This window comes from Okibacterium sp. AC114 (assembly GCF_979253355.1).
This window is the reverse complement of the sequence record NZ_CEEDBR010000001.1, coordinates 1,661,563-1,676,149: the sequence shown is the minus strand read 5'-3', so window position 1 is coordinate 1,676,149 and position 14,587 is coordinate 1,661,563. Positions and strand designations below refer to the sequence as shown.

Genomic DNA, 14,587 nt, shown 5'->3' with positions numbered 1-14,587 from the left:
TAGTTGAGAGGCAGAGGCTGCGGAACACTGATCGACGAGGAGGCATCCGTGTCTGAGATGATCGCTCTCCCCAGTGGACACCTCCTCATGGGCTCGGAAGAGTTCTATGCCGACGAGGGGCCGGTGCACCAGCGTCGGGTCGAAGCCTTTGCCATCGAGCGCACGCCAGTTACCAACCGGGCGTTCGCCTCGTTCGTGGATCAGACCGGATATGTCACTGTGGCGGAGCGGCCATTGAGCGTTGAGCAGTTCCCCGGACTCGACCCCGCGGATCGGATGCCCGGGGCGACGGTGTTCACACCCACAAGCGGTCCCGTGGATTTGAGTGAGTGGCGGGCCTGGTGGAAGTGGGTGCCGGGGGCGGACTGGCGGCACCCGTTCGGCCCGGACTCCGATATCGGTGACCGGCTCGATCATCCGGTCGTGCAGGTGGCCTACGAGGACGCCACCGAATACGCGGCGTGGGCGGGCATGCGCTTGCCCACCGAGGCGGAGTTCGAGTACGCGGCGCGGGGTGGTCTCGAAGGCGCGCGTTACGCCTGGGGTGACGACGCGGACGATCCTGAACCGCTCGCCAATCACTGGCAGGGCCGATTCCCGTACGACAACGTCGGGGCCCGCGGTTGGATCGGCACCTCACCCGTCGGCGCGTTCCCCCCGAATGGCTACGGCATCTACGACCTCATCGGGAACGTGTGGGAATGGACCACTGACTTCTACACGACCCGCCACATCATCCCCGGCGCCGCACTCGGGCCTCGCCCGGACGAACGGCGGACGCTCTTGGCCGAGCCGCAGTCCTCGGAGGGCAGACGCCGAGTCCTCAAGGGCGGCAGCCATCTCTGCTCGCCTGACTACTGCCTCCGCTACCGGCCCTCCGCCCGATCCCCGCAAACCGACGACAGCGCAACCACCCACATTGGCTTCCGCTGCGCGACGACGCTCTCGGAAAGCTAAATTTCCCGGCCCACCTCTTCGTCGATGAATAGAACTACCTGCTTCGCTGCCGCTTGGTTGCGGCGAGGAGGACGAAACCAGCGAAAAGTGCCGCGAAGGCGAGCCACACGAGTTCGCTGTGCCACAGGATGCCGGTGTTCGGCAGAGCGTATGCGGCAAAGGTGTTCGTGACTGTCACAGCCGTTGTTTGGTCGTCGGCAATCACAATACGAGGGGGGCTGAACGACGCTTCACCAACCCATTTCCCGCTTGCTATCTGGGGGAGTGCCGAGACCTCCCGGAATGTGACGACAGTACCCGCGGGGAGGTCACTGGGCCCGGCAGTGATGTCGCCAGAGGCAGAGATGGTGAGTGTTCCGGCTGCAGTTGGAGAGCCATTCAGGAAATAATCGACATCGAATGTTGCGTCTTTCGGAACCACGCCGGCACCGCTCCCATCGATGACCTTCCGGAGTGAAAAAGTCCCCGCTTGGAGACGGACGGTGTTTGTGAGGACCATAGACGTGTTCTGACCGTCAGTAATAACGATTTCGCGTGGGTCGAAATCGGGTGTCTCCCACGTCGCGCCCGGAATAAAGGGTGCGGGTGTGGCCTCGGTGAAGGTCACTATGGTCCCCTCGGGGAGGTCTTGCGGGCCGTCGACGGACTCACCGGTGGCGGGCACAATCAAACTGCCCGCCGGGGTCGCGGCACCGTCGAGGAAGTACTGAACAGTGAACGCTGTGCCGGGTGGCACTAATCCGGCGCCCGTGCCGGTGATTTCCTTGTGGACGGAGAATCCTCCGAGAAGTTCGCGATACGTGTTAGTGGCTGTCACGGTTGGATTCTCACCCTGGCCGATGGTCACCGAAGTCGGCGAAAGGGTAGCTCCCGTGTATTCATATCCGGCGATGGTCGGGGGATCGACTTCAAGAAAACGCACGAGGGTTCCAGCCGGGAGATTCTGGGCACCCGTCACGGTCCTTCCATCCGCGGGTACGTGGAACGCGCTCCAGTCGAAAATTCCGTCGATGCGGGTCGCGGCCACGATCGTGAACGTTGTCCCTGGTGGAAAATCGTCGGGGTCGACGCCGGCAAGGGACTTCGTGAGAGAGAATCCACCGACGGCTTCGTACGTGTTGGTTGCAGTGACTGTGATCGTGGTTCCACCGGTAATGGTAATGACGGCTGGGTCGACGGGTGTCCCGTCGGCACTGAATGAGACGCCCTCGTAGATGAACCCGTTCGGTGCATCGGGAGCGCCGAGCTCGAAGAACGCTACCCGGCTGCCCTCTGCTAAGTCGTCGACGCCGGGTACGAGGGTCCCATCGGCGGGGAGGTCGAACTTATTGATGACGGGGCGGCCATCCACAACGTGCACGGAGACAATGGGAAATGTGGTGCCCGCTGGGAAATCGGCGTCGCTGATTTCGGCTTCCGGTGAAATCTCCTTGTGGAGCTCGAAACCGCCGACGGGTGCGCTCGTGGAGTATGTGTTGGTTGCTGTCACCTGGGTGTTCTGGCCGTCACCGATCGTGATTTCTCGGGGGACGACGCCCCAGGAGTCGAGCGTTGCGTTGGCCGGGGTGGATGCAGTTGGGTCGGATTCTTCAAACGTCACAACGGTGCCGACAGGCAGATCCTGAGGACCCGTGACGGGCGTGCCGTCGGAGGGGAGAGCGAAGACTTCGCGCCTGGGGGTGTCGTCGACGCTCCACGATGCGGTGACCTCGAAAGTCGTTCCGTCGGGGAATTCGCCGGGGTCTATGCCATCGATGTGTTTGCTCACAGAGAATCCGCCGGCATTGGGGACGATTGGTTCGTACGTATTCCGAGCTGTGATGACGGGGTTGTCGCCCTGTCTGATCACGATCTGCCGCGACGAGAAGACAACGTTGGTGAACACGTAACCGTCGACGTTCGGACGTCCCACCTCGACGAAGGTGACGGTGGTGCCCACCGGGATGTCTTGTGGGCCGTTCACGACCGTTCCGTCGGCGGGCACCTCAAAACGCTCTGCGTGAGGAATGCCGCCTGTGACCCATACGGCAAGCATCTGGTAGCTCAGCCCGGGCGGGACATCTGCTGGCGCGATGCCGCTGAGTTCTTTCGAGAGTGAGAACCCGCCGACCGCTGCGTAGGTGTTGGTGGCAACGATCAACGAGTTGGCCCCTTCAGCGATCGTGACGGTGCGGGGGGAGAAGGACACGTTGTCGAAAGACCAGCCTGGAATATCGGGTGGTGAGGGTTCGCTCAAGGACACGAGAGTTCCCACTGGCAGGTCTTGCGGGCCCTGCACGACCGCACCGTCGGCGGGGACCTCGTAACTTTCTTCATAGGGCACGTTGTCGATCGTCCAGGAGGCAGTTGTCTCAAAAGCTGTTCCGGCAGGGAAATCCTCTGGATCGACGCCCCCGGCGAAGGTTTTCTGCAGGGAGAAACCGCCCACTGGGTCGGTGTCGCAGGGGAAGATCCCGGCGAAAAGGTTGGTGTGGAGTTCTTTACCGCCTTGGAGTGCCGTGAAGTCGCCTGCGATCACCTGGCCTTCGAATTGCACACCGCCCTGCGCCTCCGGGGGAAAAATGACATGGGCCTGCGGTGCGTAGAGTGACCCTCGCACGGGTTCGCCGCTCCGCGACGTGATGACGACGTCGCCAGCGATGTCACTGAGGTCGAACAGTAAGAAGCTGATCCCAGCGCCATTGGAGGCATCATTGCCGCTATATGCGTAAGAGGGAAGTTGCAGAGTGCCGTCGATGACGTCGGTCGGTGCAACCTGAACCACAAGGGGTGACTGAGCTGAATACTGAGCCATCGAGAATTTCGCCGCTGAGTTGAACTGCGGAAGGCTCACGGCGTTAGGACCAGTGGGGTCGAGTGTGATCGCCGCCTCTCCTCCGACGGTGATGTCAGCAGGTGGAACATAATCAGCTCCGGAGAGGATATCGGCACCGGTGTCGGCGGGGAAGTAGTCACCGAATCGTTTCTCGGTCGGCCAAGATGAAGCGCCGACCCCTCCTTCCCAGAGCTGTGGTGAGGACGATATCTGTGGGCTCAGATTCGTGCCGCCAGCGACCGGGGACCGAGAGAATGTCGAACCATCGCTGTCGTACGCGGCCATCACTGCGTAGCCCGGTGGAGTGTTGAGATCTGCAATCTTCACCCCCGCGGCGGGGGTTCCATCGACTCGCACTTGCACTTGAGCGACTCGCTGGGGGGCGTCGGCTTCAGGAAGACCGAATCGGGTCATGAGCACCCGGTTGAGATCACCGTCGATGCTGGGCACGTCATAGTTCGCGTTACCACCGACACCGCCATGAAATATGGCGTACGAACCCGATCCGCCGCCTGCGGCCGCGAATGTTGCGGTACCGCCAACCGCGAGAGTGCCCTCGAGCTCGCTATTGCCGAGCACACCGTCGCCGGGCGTGTAGATCGTGTAACCCGACTCTGACCCGATCGGTGTGGCTCCTCCCATCGGGTTCGCCGATCGGCCTTGGCATTCCTGGGCCTGCGCGGGTGGCGCGACGGTCAGCGGCGACGTCAGGGCGACCAGGCCGAGGCTGGTCGCAAGCACCACGGATAGAAGCCCCGACACGGCCCGCCGCCCGGCATGCTCAGAGTCACGCGAGCTCATCTTTTTGTGCGTCCGGACGTCCATCGTCTACCCCCGAGTAGGTGTGTCTGGCCTCCCAGCAGGTTGATGCCCGCCGCCACACCGACACCCTATCGAGGGTTCCGCGAGTGATGCCATACTTTTGCTGTCAAAAAGAGCGGGATGTTTTCACTGGCGAGAGGTCGAAAATGGCACATGATAACCAACGCTCGACGAGGGCGCGGGATGTGCGGGACGTCGTTGCAGTTTTTGTGCTTTCGATAACCGCTGTTCTCACCGCCTGGTGCGGTTTCGAGGCGTCCAAGTGGGGTGGTGAGATGTCTATTGCGTTCTCTCAAGCAAGTAGCGCGCGAGTCCAAGCCGGAAACTACGAGGGCGAAGCTCGAGACGCTCGTCAGTTCGACCTGACCATCTATGCCGAGTGGGTGAAAGCCGATCTATCGGGGGACACCGAGCTCGCGAACTACGTCCAGTCGCGGTTCCTGCCCGATTTCGCGCGTGCATTCGACGCGTGGAACGCGGATGGCAGAATCGAGAACTCGCCGCTGGCGCGTGCGGAATATGTTCCTGCTGGTTCTGCAGAAGCCAAAGTGTGGAATGAGCGAGCTGACGCCAAGTTTGCGGAAGCGCTCGTAAATAACCAGCGGGGGGACAATTATTCGCTTTTGACCGTGCTGTTCGCACTCGTGCTATTTCTGACAGCAATGTCGCAACGTGCCGAGGCGTCCTGGGCCAACTGGCTTCTCTTGAGTCTCGCGGTCGTCGCTGCCCTGATAGCGATATCCGTCGGCCTGACGTTCCCCATCAAGATATAGCCCAGGGAGGGCTCGAAACAGCTTTGTTGACATAATGTGCATTATCGGCACTTTATCCGAGAGTGTGAGCGGGGTCCTTCTCGGGTTCGTGACGAGTCGGCTGAGGCGCCGGCAGCGATACGCGTAACGCCGTGCCTCCTTCGTTGCCGGCGCCGATCTTCATATCGCCCTGGAACGCTTGGATGCGACGCGATAGCGACAGCAACCCGCCGTCGATGGACGGGTCGTCAGAGATTCCGACGCCATTGTCGAAGACGGTGAGAACGATTCGTTTTTCGGCCGGCTGGACGCCATCGACGACGGATAGCGACACACGGATGCTGTCGGCGGCGCCGTGCTTCAGCGCGTTGGTGATGCCTTCTTCGAGGCTTCGGACGAGCAGGGATCGCTGCGACAGGCCGATGACGTTGTCGGCGGGATCGTCGAGCGCGCGGAATTCCGAGGAGACGTCGAACTTGGTGACGATACTGGTCGGCAGGCGCTGCAGGATGGCGCGGATGCTGGGGGCGACACCCACCTCGAGCAAGGGCGGTGAGAGCAGCCGACTCGTGGCCCGGACATCCCGTTCGCGCAATTCATCGACGCGGCGTTCGACCGAGCGGATGTCGTCCTCGACGAGTTGCTCCCCCGTGCGAACTCGTTTCGCCAACTCGTCGAGGCTCGCCGCGATGAACACGAGTCGTTGCTGCACGGTGCCGTGCAAACCCTCTGCGACCTCGCCTTTCACGCGCAGCTCCTCGCCTTGCAGGGCCTGGAGCGCCAGGTCGGCGGCCCGCCGTTGCGCGGTCTGCTCGCGTTCTTCGTGGCGGGTCCTGCGGCGGGCGGCCGAGACGGCGAAACCGAAGGCGCCGCACACCATGAGCGTGGCCACAGAGGCTGCGAACTCGACCAACACGACATCCACGGTCGGCGAGCGATACACCCCGAGTAGTAACTGCAGGCCGACTCGAACCAGTCCGGCCACGCACGACACGGCAAACGTCAGCGCAAGCACGCGTGGGCGCCACCACTCGTGCAGCGACGGCCCCCATCGGGTCATGAGTAGGAAGCCGAGGAGGAGCACCGCTCCCCCGATGCCGACGACGTTCGCCGTGATGCGCTCGAAGAGCATGCCGCGGCTGCCACCGGGCGCCACCCAGGCGAAGATGTAGACGGTCTGCATGGCCGTGCCGATGCCGAAGGCCAGGGCGACGGCCCCCGAGGCGACGACGAACGAGCGCGAGTCGCTGATGCGGTCGTTGCGGTCGTCGTGATCGAGACCGTCGGCGCCGTCAACACGTGATTGTGCCAGCCCCCGCGTCGGTCGCCTGATCCCCACCTGTCGATTTTCTCAAAGGATTCTCGTTTTCGGCGGCATTCGGCGTGCCTATTTCGGGGGCCTGCGCGTCCGAGCGTGTGCCACCGAGAGTTTCCTCCCCCTCCACGCGTACTCGACCGGGCATACTCGTCACATGGACATCTCGGAGCGCACGCCGCGCGCAGGCGGAACGTGGCGGTCATCCGAGGGCGTCGCTCCCCTGCGCGTCGGCGTGGTCGAGGATCAGCCCCTCTTCAATGGCATGCTCGGCGACCTGATCGACAAGCATCCCCGCACGCGGCTCGTCGGCCGGGCGACCACGGTCGCGCACGCGCGGAAGCTCTTCCTACCGGGCACGGTAGACGTGCTCACCATGGACATCGAGCTGCCCGACGGCAACGGCGTGAGCCTCGGCGTCAGCCTGAAACGTCAGGCCCCGGACCTCGGCATCGTGCTGCTCTCGGCTTACGACCTCATGGACATGCTGCTCGAGATGCCCGACGACATGCGGGGCGGGTGGAGCTACCTGTCGAAGAAGTCGGCGCTCACCTCGGAGACTCTGTTCGCCGCCATCGAGGCGTCGGCGCGCGGAGATTCGATGCTCGACCCCGACCTCATCGCGCACGCCACGCCGCGCTCCGAATCGGTGTTGCACCGCCTCACCGACCGGCAATACGCCGTGTTGCAGCTGCTCGCTCAGGGTCTGTCGAACCAGGGCATCGCCGCGCGGCTCGGAATCGCCGAGAAGTCGGTGCAGAACCACCTGACGAGCATCTACAGCATCCTCGGCGTGCCCGCCGACTCGGCCAAAAACCCGCGCGTCCTCGCCGCACTCACCCTCCTGGCAGAAACCGGCCGCGACAGCTAGTCCTCGATAAAATAGGGCGGCCACATCATCACGGTTACGAAAGGCTGACGATGCAGATCTCCTATGACGCAGAGGCCGATGCCGCGTACATCCGCATCGTCGATGCGGTGGCGCCCGGGCAGGCGGCGCGGCAGGTCGGGTTCATCGAGACGCCCAATGGCGTGACGCAGGTCGTTCTGGACTTCGATGAGGGCGGTCGCCTCCTGGGTGTGGAGGTTTTGGGCGCTCGAGACGGCCTCACCCCCGAAGTTTTGAGGCAGGCCGTGCTCCCGGAGAAGTGACCGAAGGCACCGTCGCTAGTCCCTTGTGGGGCTTGCGCCACTCGCCTAGCGTCGAAGGATGACCGACAGCCCACGTTCGTCCGCCAGCACCTCCGCCAGCACCTCCGCCTTCGTCTCCCGCGCACCGTCGACCCCGTCGAGCAGCGAGCTCGACATCGTCGACCGCTGGTGGCGCGCGGCCAACTACCTCACGGTGGGCCAGATCTATCTGCTCGGCAACCCGCTGCTCGCCGAGCCGCTGAGCCCCGATCAGATCAAACCGCGCCTCCTCGGGCACTGGGGCACCTCCCCCGCCCTGAGTTTCATCTATGCGCACCTGAACCGCGTCATCCAGCACACTGACAACGAGTACCTCTACGTCTGCGGTCCGGGGCACGGCGGCCCGGCCATGGTCGCGAACACGTGGCTCGACGGCACCTACAGCGAGCGGTTCCCGCATCTCGGCCAGGGCGTCGAGGGCCTTGCGGCGCTGTTCCACCAGTTCAGCTTCCCCGGCGGCATCCCTTCGCACGCGGCGCCCGAGACCCCGGGCTCGATCAACGAGGGCGGCGAGCTCGGCTATTCGCTGTCGCACGCCTACGGCGCGGTGCTCGACAACCCGCGCCTCATTGCGGCGTGCGTCGTGGGCGACGGCGAGGCCGAGACGGGTCCGTTGGCCACGAGCTGGCACGCCAACAAGCTCATCGACGCCAAGAACGACGGCGCCGTGCTGCCCATCCTGAACCTCAACGGCTACAAGATCGCCAATCCGACGCTGCTCGCACGCATCGGTGAAAGCGAGCTTCTTTCACTGTTCCGGGGCTACGGCTATGAGCCCGTCATCGTGTCGGGCGGGTTCGACGGCGAAGACCCGATGCTGGTGCACGCCCGCATGGCCCGCGCGCTCGACGCCGCCGTCGCCCACATCGAACAGATCTGGTCGGATGCTCGAGACGCGGGTCACACCGACCGCCCCGCGTGGCCCATGATCATCCTGCGCACGCCGAAAGGCTGGACGGGCCCGAAAGAGGTCGACGGCGAACCCGTCGAGAACACGTGGCGGGCGCACCAGATCCCCGTCGACGATGTGCGCGAGAACCCCGAACACCTGCGCATCCTCGAAGACTGGATGCGGTCCTACCGTGCCGACGAACTGTTCGACGAGAACGCCGTGCCCGCCTCCGACATCCGGTCGCTGGCGCCCGAGGGTGAACGCCGCATGAGCGCGACGCCGCACGCGAACGGCGGCGAGCTGCGGCATCCGCTCGTCTTGCCGGCCGTCGAACCGCACGCCGTGCCCGCTCCCCCGAACAAGGGCGAACTCGTGTCGGCCACGGGAACCTGGGGAAAGTGGCTGGCCGAGGTCATGCGCGAGAACCCGCACACGTTCCGCATTTTCGGACCCGACGAGACCGCGTCGAACCGCCTGCAGGCCGTCTACGAGGTCACCGACAAGGTGTGGGCGGCCGAGATCAAGAGCACCGACCAGCACCTCGCTCACACGGGCCGCGTCACCGAAGTGCTGAGCGAACACCTGCTCCACGGCATGCTCGAGGGCTACATCCTCACGGGCCGCCACGGCCTCATCAACACCTACGAAGCGTTCGTGCACATCGTCGACAGCATGTTCAACCAGCACGCGAAGTGGCTCGAATCGGCGGCCGAGGTCGAGTGGCGCGAGCCCATCTCCCCCTTCGTCTACCTGCTGTCGTCGCACGTCTGGCGCCAGGACCACAACGGTTTCTCTCATCAGGACCCGGGCTTCTTGAACCTCGTCGTCAACAAACAGGCGCACCTCGTGCGGGTCTACCTGCCGCCGGACGCGAACACCCTGCTGCACGTGGGTGCCGGCGTGTTCGACACGACCGATCGCATCACGGTGATCGTGGCGGGCAAGCAGCAGCAGCAGTCCTGGCTCGACATCGACGACGCCCGCGAACACGTCGAGCACGGCATGGGTGTCTGGCCCTGGGCCGGCAACGAGGCCGCATCGTCCTCGGGTGACCACACCGGCGCGGATGCTGCACCCGACGTCATCTTCGCCTCGGCCGGCGACGTGCCCACGCTCGAGGCCATCGCGGCCGCCCAGCTCATTCGAGAGAACGTCGACGGTGTGCGCGTGCGCTTCATCAACGTCGTCGACCTCATGCGCCTGCAAGACGAGAAGGCGCACCCGCACGGCATGCCCGACGCCGAATACGACGCCATGTTCCCCGAGAACGTGCCCGTCGTCTTCGCGTTCCACGGCTACCCGTCGCTCGTGCACCAGCTGGCCTACCGCCGGCACAACCACGACGATATGCACGTGCACGGTTTCGCCGAGAAGGGCACGACGACCACACCCTTCGACATGGTCATGCTCAACGAGATCGATCGCTACTCCCTGGCAATGGATGCGGTGAAGCGCCTCGCGGAGAAGGGCCGGGATGTTCCGGCCGCCCTCGCCGAGACGTGGGAGGCCGCGCGGGTTGAGGCCCGTCGCTACGCGTACGACAAGGGCGAAGACCACCCCGATGTCACCGAGTGGGAGTTCCGCCCGGAACGCTAGACTCGTATATCAGCATCCGAATACGCCCTACCCGAGAACTCGCTTCATCCGAGAGAGGACACGCATGTCGCTCCGACGCACGCACGCCACCACCCCGAACGCCCGCGCTCACGCGAAGACCGCGCCCACCGCGACCGTCGTGGGTGCCGGGCCCAACGGACTCTCGGCGGCCGTCGTGCTCGCCCGGGCGGGCGTCGAGGTGACGGTGCTCGAGCGCAACGACACGATCGGCGGTGGCGCGCGCACGGCCGAGCTGACGCTGCCGGGCTACTGGCACGACGTCTGCTCGGCCGTGCACCCGATGGCTTTCGCGTCCGGCTTCTTCCGCCGGTTCGGCCTCACCGACCGCGTCGACTTCGTCACGCCCGAGATCTCCTATGCGCAGCCCCTCGACGGCGGCGACGCGGGCCTCGCCTACCGCGATCTGCACCGCACGGCCGAGCACCTGGGTGTCGACGGCGACCAGTGGCTGCGGCTCATGGGCCCGCTCGTCGATCGCGCGCACGATGTGGCGCAGGCGACGGGGTCCCCCCTGACGCGCGTGCCCCGGCATCCGATCGCCCTGGCGCTCTTCGGTGTGCGGGCCCTCGAACTGGCCGCCACCATGGGGTCGTTCCGTTTTCGCGAAGACCGTGCGCCCGCCATGCTCGCCGGTGTCGCCGCCCACGCCATCATGCCCATGCCGAGGCTCGCGTCGTCGGCCGCGGGACTCGTCTTGTCGGTCACAGGACACCAGGACGGCGGCTGGCCCATACCGATCGGCGGCAGCCAGGCCATCGTCGACGCCATGGCCGACGATGTGCGCGCGCACGGTGGCCGCATCGAGACCGGCCAACACGTGACGAGTGCGGCCGATCTGCCCGATTCGACCGTCACACTCTTCGACACCACGCCCCGGGCCCTCGTCGAGATCCTCGGCGACCGGATGCCCGCGGGCTACCGTCGCACGCTCGAGCGCTTCCGCTACGGCAACGGCGTGGCCAAGGTGGACTTCGCGCTGTCCGGGCCCGTGCCGTGGACCAACGAGGAACTGCACAAGACCGGAACGCTCCACCTCGGCGGAACGGCGGCCGAAACCGCGGCGGGCGAGAACCAGGTGGCCCGGGGCGAGCACCCCGACAACCCCTATGTGCTGGTGTCGCAGCCGACCCGGTTCGACCCGTCACGTGCGCCAGAGGGCAAGCACACGCTGTGGGCCTACACGCACGTGCCCGCCGACTCGGATCGCGATATGACCGAGGCGATCGTGCGGCAGATCGAGCGGTTCGCGCCGGGGTTCCGCGATGTCATCCTGGCCTCGTCGTCGCGCACAGCGCAGCAGATGGAGGGCTACAACCCCAACTACATCGGCGGCGACATCTCGGCCGGCGAGCCGAACCTGTTGCAGCTCATCCGACGCCCGACGCTCTCGCCGACACCGTGGCGCACGGCCGTCGACGGTGTCTACCTGTGCTCCTCGGCGACTCCCCCGGGCCCCGGCGTCACCGGGCTGCCGGGTGCCTATGCGGCAACGGCCGCTTTGCGCGACCACTTCGGCGTCACGCGTCTGCCGCGCCTCGGGCCCGATCCGGTCTGACGACCGACCGACGCCGGGGCGCAGCTAGGAGGCGTTCTCCGTGTCGGCCCGGCGGATGCTCGTCACCATGCCCTCGCGATACAGCAACGCCCGCACCTCCGACTCCCCCGATGCCGTGCGCTTCGGGTCGATGGTCTCGCCCTGGTTGTAGTGGTCGATCAGCCGCGGATCGACGTAACTCGCCCGCGCGATCGTCGGAGTATTGCTCAACACCTCGGCCGCGTCGCGCATGGCTTGGCTGATGGCCCGGTTGCGCTTCGCCTGCGAGGGCAGCGGCCCCGTCTTGGCCAGGCTGACGGCCGCCGTCACAGTGCCGTGCAGCGTGCGGAAGTCTTTGGCCGTGAAGTCGCCGCCCGTCATCTCCTTCACGAAGTCGTTGATGTCCGAGCTCGTCACCGGATGCCAGTGCCGCCCGTCTTTATACGCGAGCAACCGGGCCCGGCCGCCCCGCCGCTTGAGCTGGCGCACGACGGCCGCGAGGTCGGCATCCGTGATGTCGGACTCCCACTCCTTGCCGCTCTTGGCCGGGAAGTGCAGGTGCACGGTGTCGCCCGACACGCGCGCGTGGGCATTCAGGAGCGTCGCGAGGCCGTGGCTGCCGTTGCTGTTGGTGTAGCGCTCGGAACCCACCCGCAGCGATCCGGTGTCGAGCATGCGGAACGCGGCGGCGAGGGTGCGCTCGCGCGACACGCCGTCGCTGCGCAGGTAGATCGTGACCTGTCGCCGGGCGTTGGGGAGCGCCTCGGCGAGCTGCAGCGCGCGGTCGAACTTGATGCGGTCCTTCTTCTCGCGCCACCCCGGGTGGTAGATGTATTGGCGCCGTCCGACGGCATCCACACCCGTCGCCTGGATGTGTCCGTTCTCGAACGGCGCGATCCAGACGTCCTCCCAGGCGGGCGGGATTCCGAGCTTCTCGAGGCGTTCTCGCAGCGCGGGATCGGTGATGGTCGAGCCGTCGAGGTCCCGATAGCTGAAACCGGATCCCGAGCGCACGCGACGATATCCGCGCCCGTTCGAATTGCTGCGTCTCAGTCTCATATCGTCGCCTTCCGGTCCGCGGGTCGACGCCCGCACCTCCCGCACGAGTTCCGTTGCCAGCGTCGCGAACCGAAATAGTTCCCCGCGGGCTCCGAATCTGCGGCAAGGTGGGCACATCAGCCTTCACTACGAAAGGAAGGTATCCGCCTCATGTCCACCTCAACGTTCTTCATCAACGTCGATTCGTCCAGACTCTCACCCTCGCAGGTGACGGGCATCCGGGTTGCCCTGGGGGTCGCGGGTCTGCTAGCCGTGATCCTCGGCATCTCGATCCTGGTGTGGCCCGGTGCCACGCTCGCCCTCGTGGCCTGGCTGTTCGGCATCTACTTCCTCGTCGTCGGCATCCTGCGCATCGTCAAGGGGTTCTCCGGCCACTCGGAGGGCACGAGCTATCGCGTGTTCAGCGTCATCCTCGGCGTGTTGCTCATCCTGGGTGGCGTCTACATCCTGCTGAACCCCGTGTTCGGCGTGGCCGTGCTCGCCGCCGCCATCGGCATCACCTGGATCATCGAGGGCATCGCGTCGCTCATCGAGTCGGCCCCCGACTCGTCGCGCTGGTTCGGCGTGCTCTACGGCGTGGTCAGCATCGTCGCCGGTGTGATCGTGCTCTTCGTGCCCGTGCAGTCGGCCGCGGCTCTGTTGATCTTCGTGGCGGTTCTCGCGATCGTCGCGGGCGTCGTCGAGATCGTGCAGGCGTTCACGTTCGGCCGCGCCGCCAAACGCGCCGGCATCGCCTGAGCCTGCCCTTCCGCTTCACAGCACGAAGGGGCGCTCACGATTATTCGTGAGCGCCCCTTCGGCGTTTTGGGAGCCGGAGTTATTCGGCGACGAAGTCGCTCGTGTCTCCGACGAGGCGTGTGTTGTCGGCGGGGATCGGGTCGACGGCGGCCTGTGCCACCTCGGCCGCGAACTCGTTCACGTTGTAGAGACGTCCGGCGGACTCCTTGCGCTGGCTGATGGCGCCCGGGTTCGAGCGCTCGAGCAGCGTGGCCGTGATGGTGCCCTCGATCATGTCGCCCGAGACCACGACGAATTCGATGCCGCGTTCCTGCAGTTCGGGCAGTTTTTCGCGCAGCGCATCCTCACCCGCACGCTTCGACAGCGCGACGGGCTCGTACTCGGGCATGGTGGGCGTGGTCCGGATGAAGTGAGCCTGGTGGCTCGTCACGAACACGATGCGCGAACCGGATGACAGCAGCGGCAGCGCCTTCTCGACCACGTTCAGCTGGGCGTCGCGGTTGAGCGTGAGCGCGTAGTCGGCGGCCATTCCCGACTCCATACCGCCCGACGCGTTCAAGACCAGGATGTCGAGCCCGCCGTATTCGGCCCGGATCGTGTGCATCATCGACTCGACGGATGCCGGGTCGGTCAGGTCGGCGCCGATCGACAGGGCCTGGCCGCCCGCCGCCTCGATCTCCTTCTGCAACTTCAGCGCACGCGCCTCCTTGTTGCGGAAGTTGATGACGACGCGCGCACCGGCCTCGGCGAAGAAGCGAACGGTATCTGCACCGATGCCCCGCGAGGAGCCGGTGACGAGCACCGACTTTCCGTCGAGCGATCCGGGGCTGAGTGGCTGTGACACGTGTTCTCCTTGTCGATGCGGTCGCCCAGAGGGCGGTGATGTCCAGCCCCG

General features: G+C 65.4%; 11 protein-coding genes. 7 read left to right on the top strand and 4 right to left on the bottom strand.

What is annotated here, in order from left to right:
* Positions 1-57: 57 nt before the first annotated feature.
* Positions 58-957 (top strand): formylglycine-generating enzyme family protein, encoded by a 900-nt coding sequence (locus ACZ6IE_RS07945; RefSeq protein WP_464608611.1) that lies wholly within the window; start codon positions 58-60, stop codon positions 955-957.
* Between the two features lie 34 nt (positions 958-991).
* Here ACZ6IE_RS07945 and ACZ6IE_RS07940 read toward each other — a convergent pair whose 3' ends face one another.
* Positions 992-4,516, bottom strand: a complete 3,525-nt coding sequence (locus tag ACZ6IE_RS07940; RefSeq protein ID WP_464607481.1) for a DUF5979 domain-containing protein — start codon at positions 4,514-4,516, stop codon at positions 992-994.
* A gap of 224 nt (positions 4,517-4,740) precedes the next feature.
* On the opposite strand from ACZ6IE_RS07940, the gene ACZ6IE_RS07935 reads away from it, so the two are divergent.
* Positions 4,741-5,367 (top strand): hypothetical protein, encoded by a 627-nt coding sequence (locus ACZ6IE_RS07935; RefSeq protein ID WP_464607480.1) that lies wholly within the window; start codon positions 4,741-4,743, stop codon positions 5,365-5,367.
* A gap of 52 nt (positions 5,368-5,419) precedes the next feature.
* Here the strand turns inward: ACZ6IE_RS07935 and ACZ6IE_RS07930 are convergent, their stop codons facing one another.
* Positions 5,420-6,685 carry a sensor histidine kinase gene (locus ACZ6IE_RS07930; RefSeq protein WP_464607479.1) on the bottom strand — a complete coding sequence of 422 codons (1,266 nt, stop codon included), beginning with the start codon at positions 6,683-6,685 and terminating at the stop codon, positions 5,420-5,422.
* A 133-nt stretch (positions 6,686-6,818) separates the two neighbouring features.
* Between ACZ6IE_RS07930 and ACZ6IE_RS07925 the strand changes: the two genes are divergently transcribed.
* From ACZ6IE_RS07925 to ACZ6IE_RS07910, 4 genes are all read left to right on the top strand, one after another.
* Positions 6,819-7,532: a LuxR C-terminal-related transcriptional regulator gene (locus tag ACZ6IE_RS07925; protein ID WP_464607478.1), complete on the top strand. Its 714-nt coding sequence runs from the start codon at positions 6,819-6,821 to the stop codon at positions 7,530-7,532.
* Positions 7,533-7,582: 50 nt separating this feature from the next.
* Complete coding sequence (locus ACZ6IE_RS07920) at positions 7,583-7,813, top strand: DUF2283 domain-containing protein (protein ID WP_464607477.1); 231 nt, start codon at positions 7,583-7,585, stop codon at positions 7,811-7,813.
* A 58-nt stretch (positions 7,814-7,871) separates the two neighbouring features.
* Complete coding sequence (locus tag ACZ6IE_RS07915) at positions 7,872-10,340, top strand: phosphoketolase family protein (RefSeq protein ID WP_464607476.1); 2,469 nt, start codon at positions 7,872-7,874, stop codon at positions 10,338-10,340.
* A 64-nt stretch (positions 10,341-10,404) separates the two neighbouring features.
* On the top strand, positions 10,405-11,916 hold the full coding sequence (locus tag ACZ6IE_RS07910) for a phytoene desaturase family protein (RefSeq protein ID WP_464607475.1): 1,512 nt from the start codon (positions 10,405-10,407) through the stop codon (positions 11,914-11,916).
* Between the two features lie 24 nt (positions 11,917-11,940).
* Here the strand turns inward: ACZ6IE_RS07910 and ACZ6IE_RS07905 are convergent, their stop codons facing one another.
* The gene (locus tag ACZ6IE_RS07905) at positions 11,941-12,954 is read right to left on the bottom strand and encodes a DNA topoisomerase IB (protein WP_464607474.1); all 1,014 of its coding nucleotides are present in this window, start codon (positions 12,952-12,954) and stop codon (positions 11,941-11,943) included.
* A gap of 150 nt (positions 12,955-13,104) precedes the next feature.
* On the opposite strand from ACZ6IE_RS07905, the gene ACZ6IE_RS07900 reads away from it, so the two are divergent.
* On the top strand, positions 13,105-13,692 hold the full coding sequence (locus ACZ6IE_RS07900; protein WP_464607473.1) for an HdeD family acid-resistance protein: 588 nt from the start codon (positions 13,105-13,107) through the stop codon (positions 13,690-13,692).
* A 79-nt stretch (positions 13,693-13,771) separates the two neighbouring features.
* Here ACZ6IE_RS07900 and ACZ6IE_RS07895 read toward each other — a convergent pair whose 3' ends face one another.
* Positions 13,772-14,536, bottom strand: a complete 765-nt coding sequence (locus ACZ6IE_RS07895; RefSeq protein ID WP_464607472.1) for an SDR family oxidoreductase — start codon at positions 14,534-14,536, stop codon at positions 13,772-13,774.
* Positions 14,537-14,587: the final 51 nt, after the last annotated feature.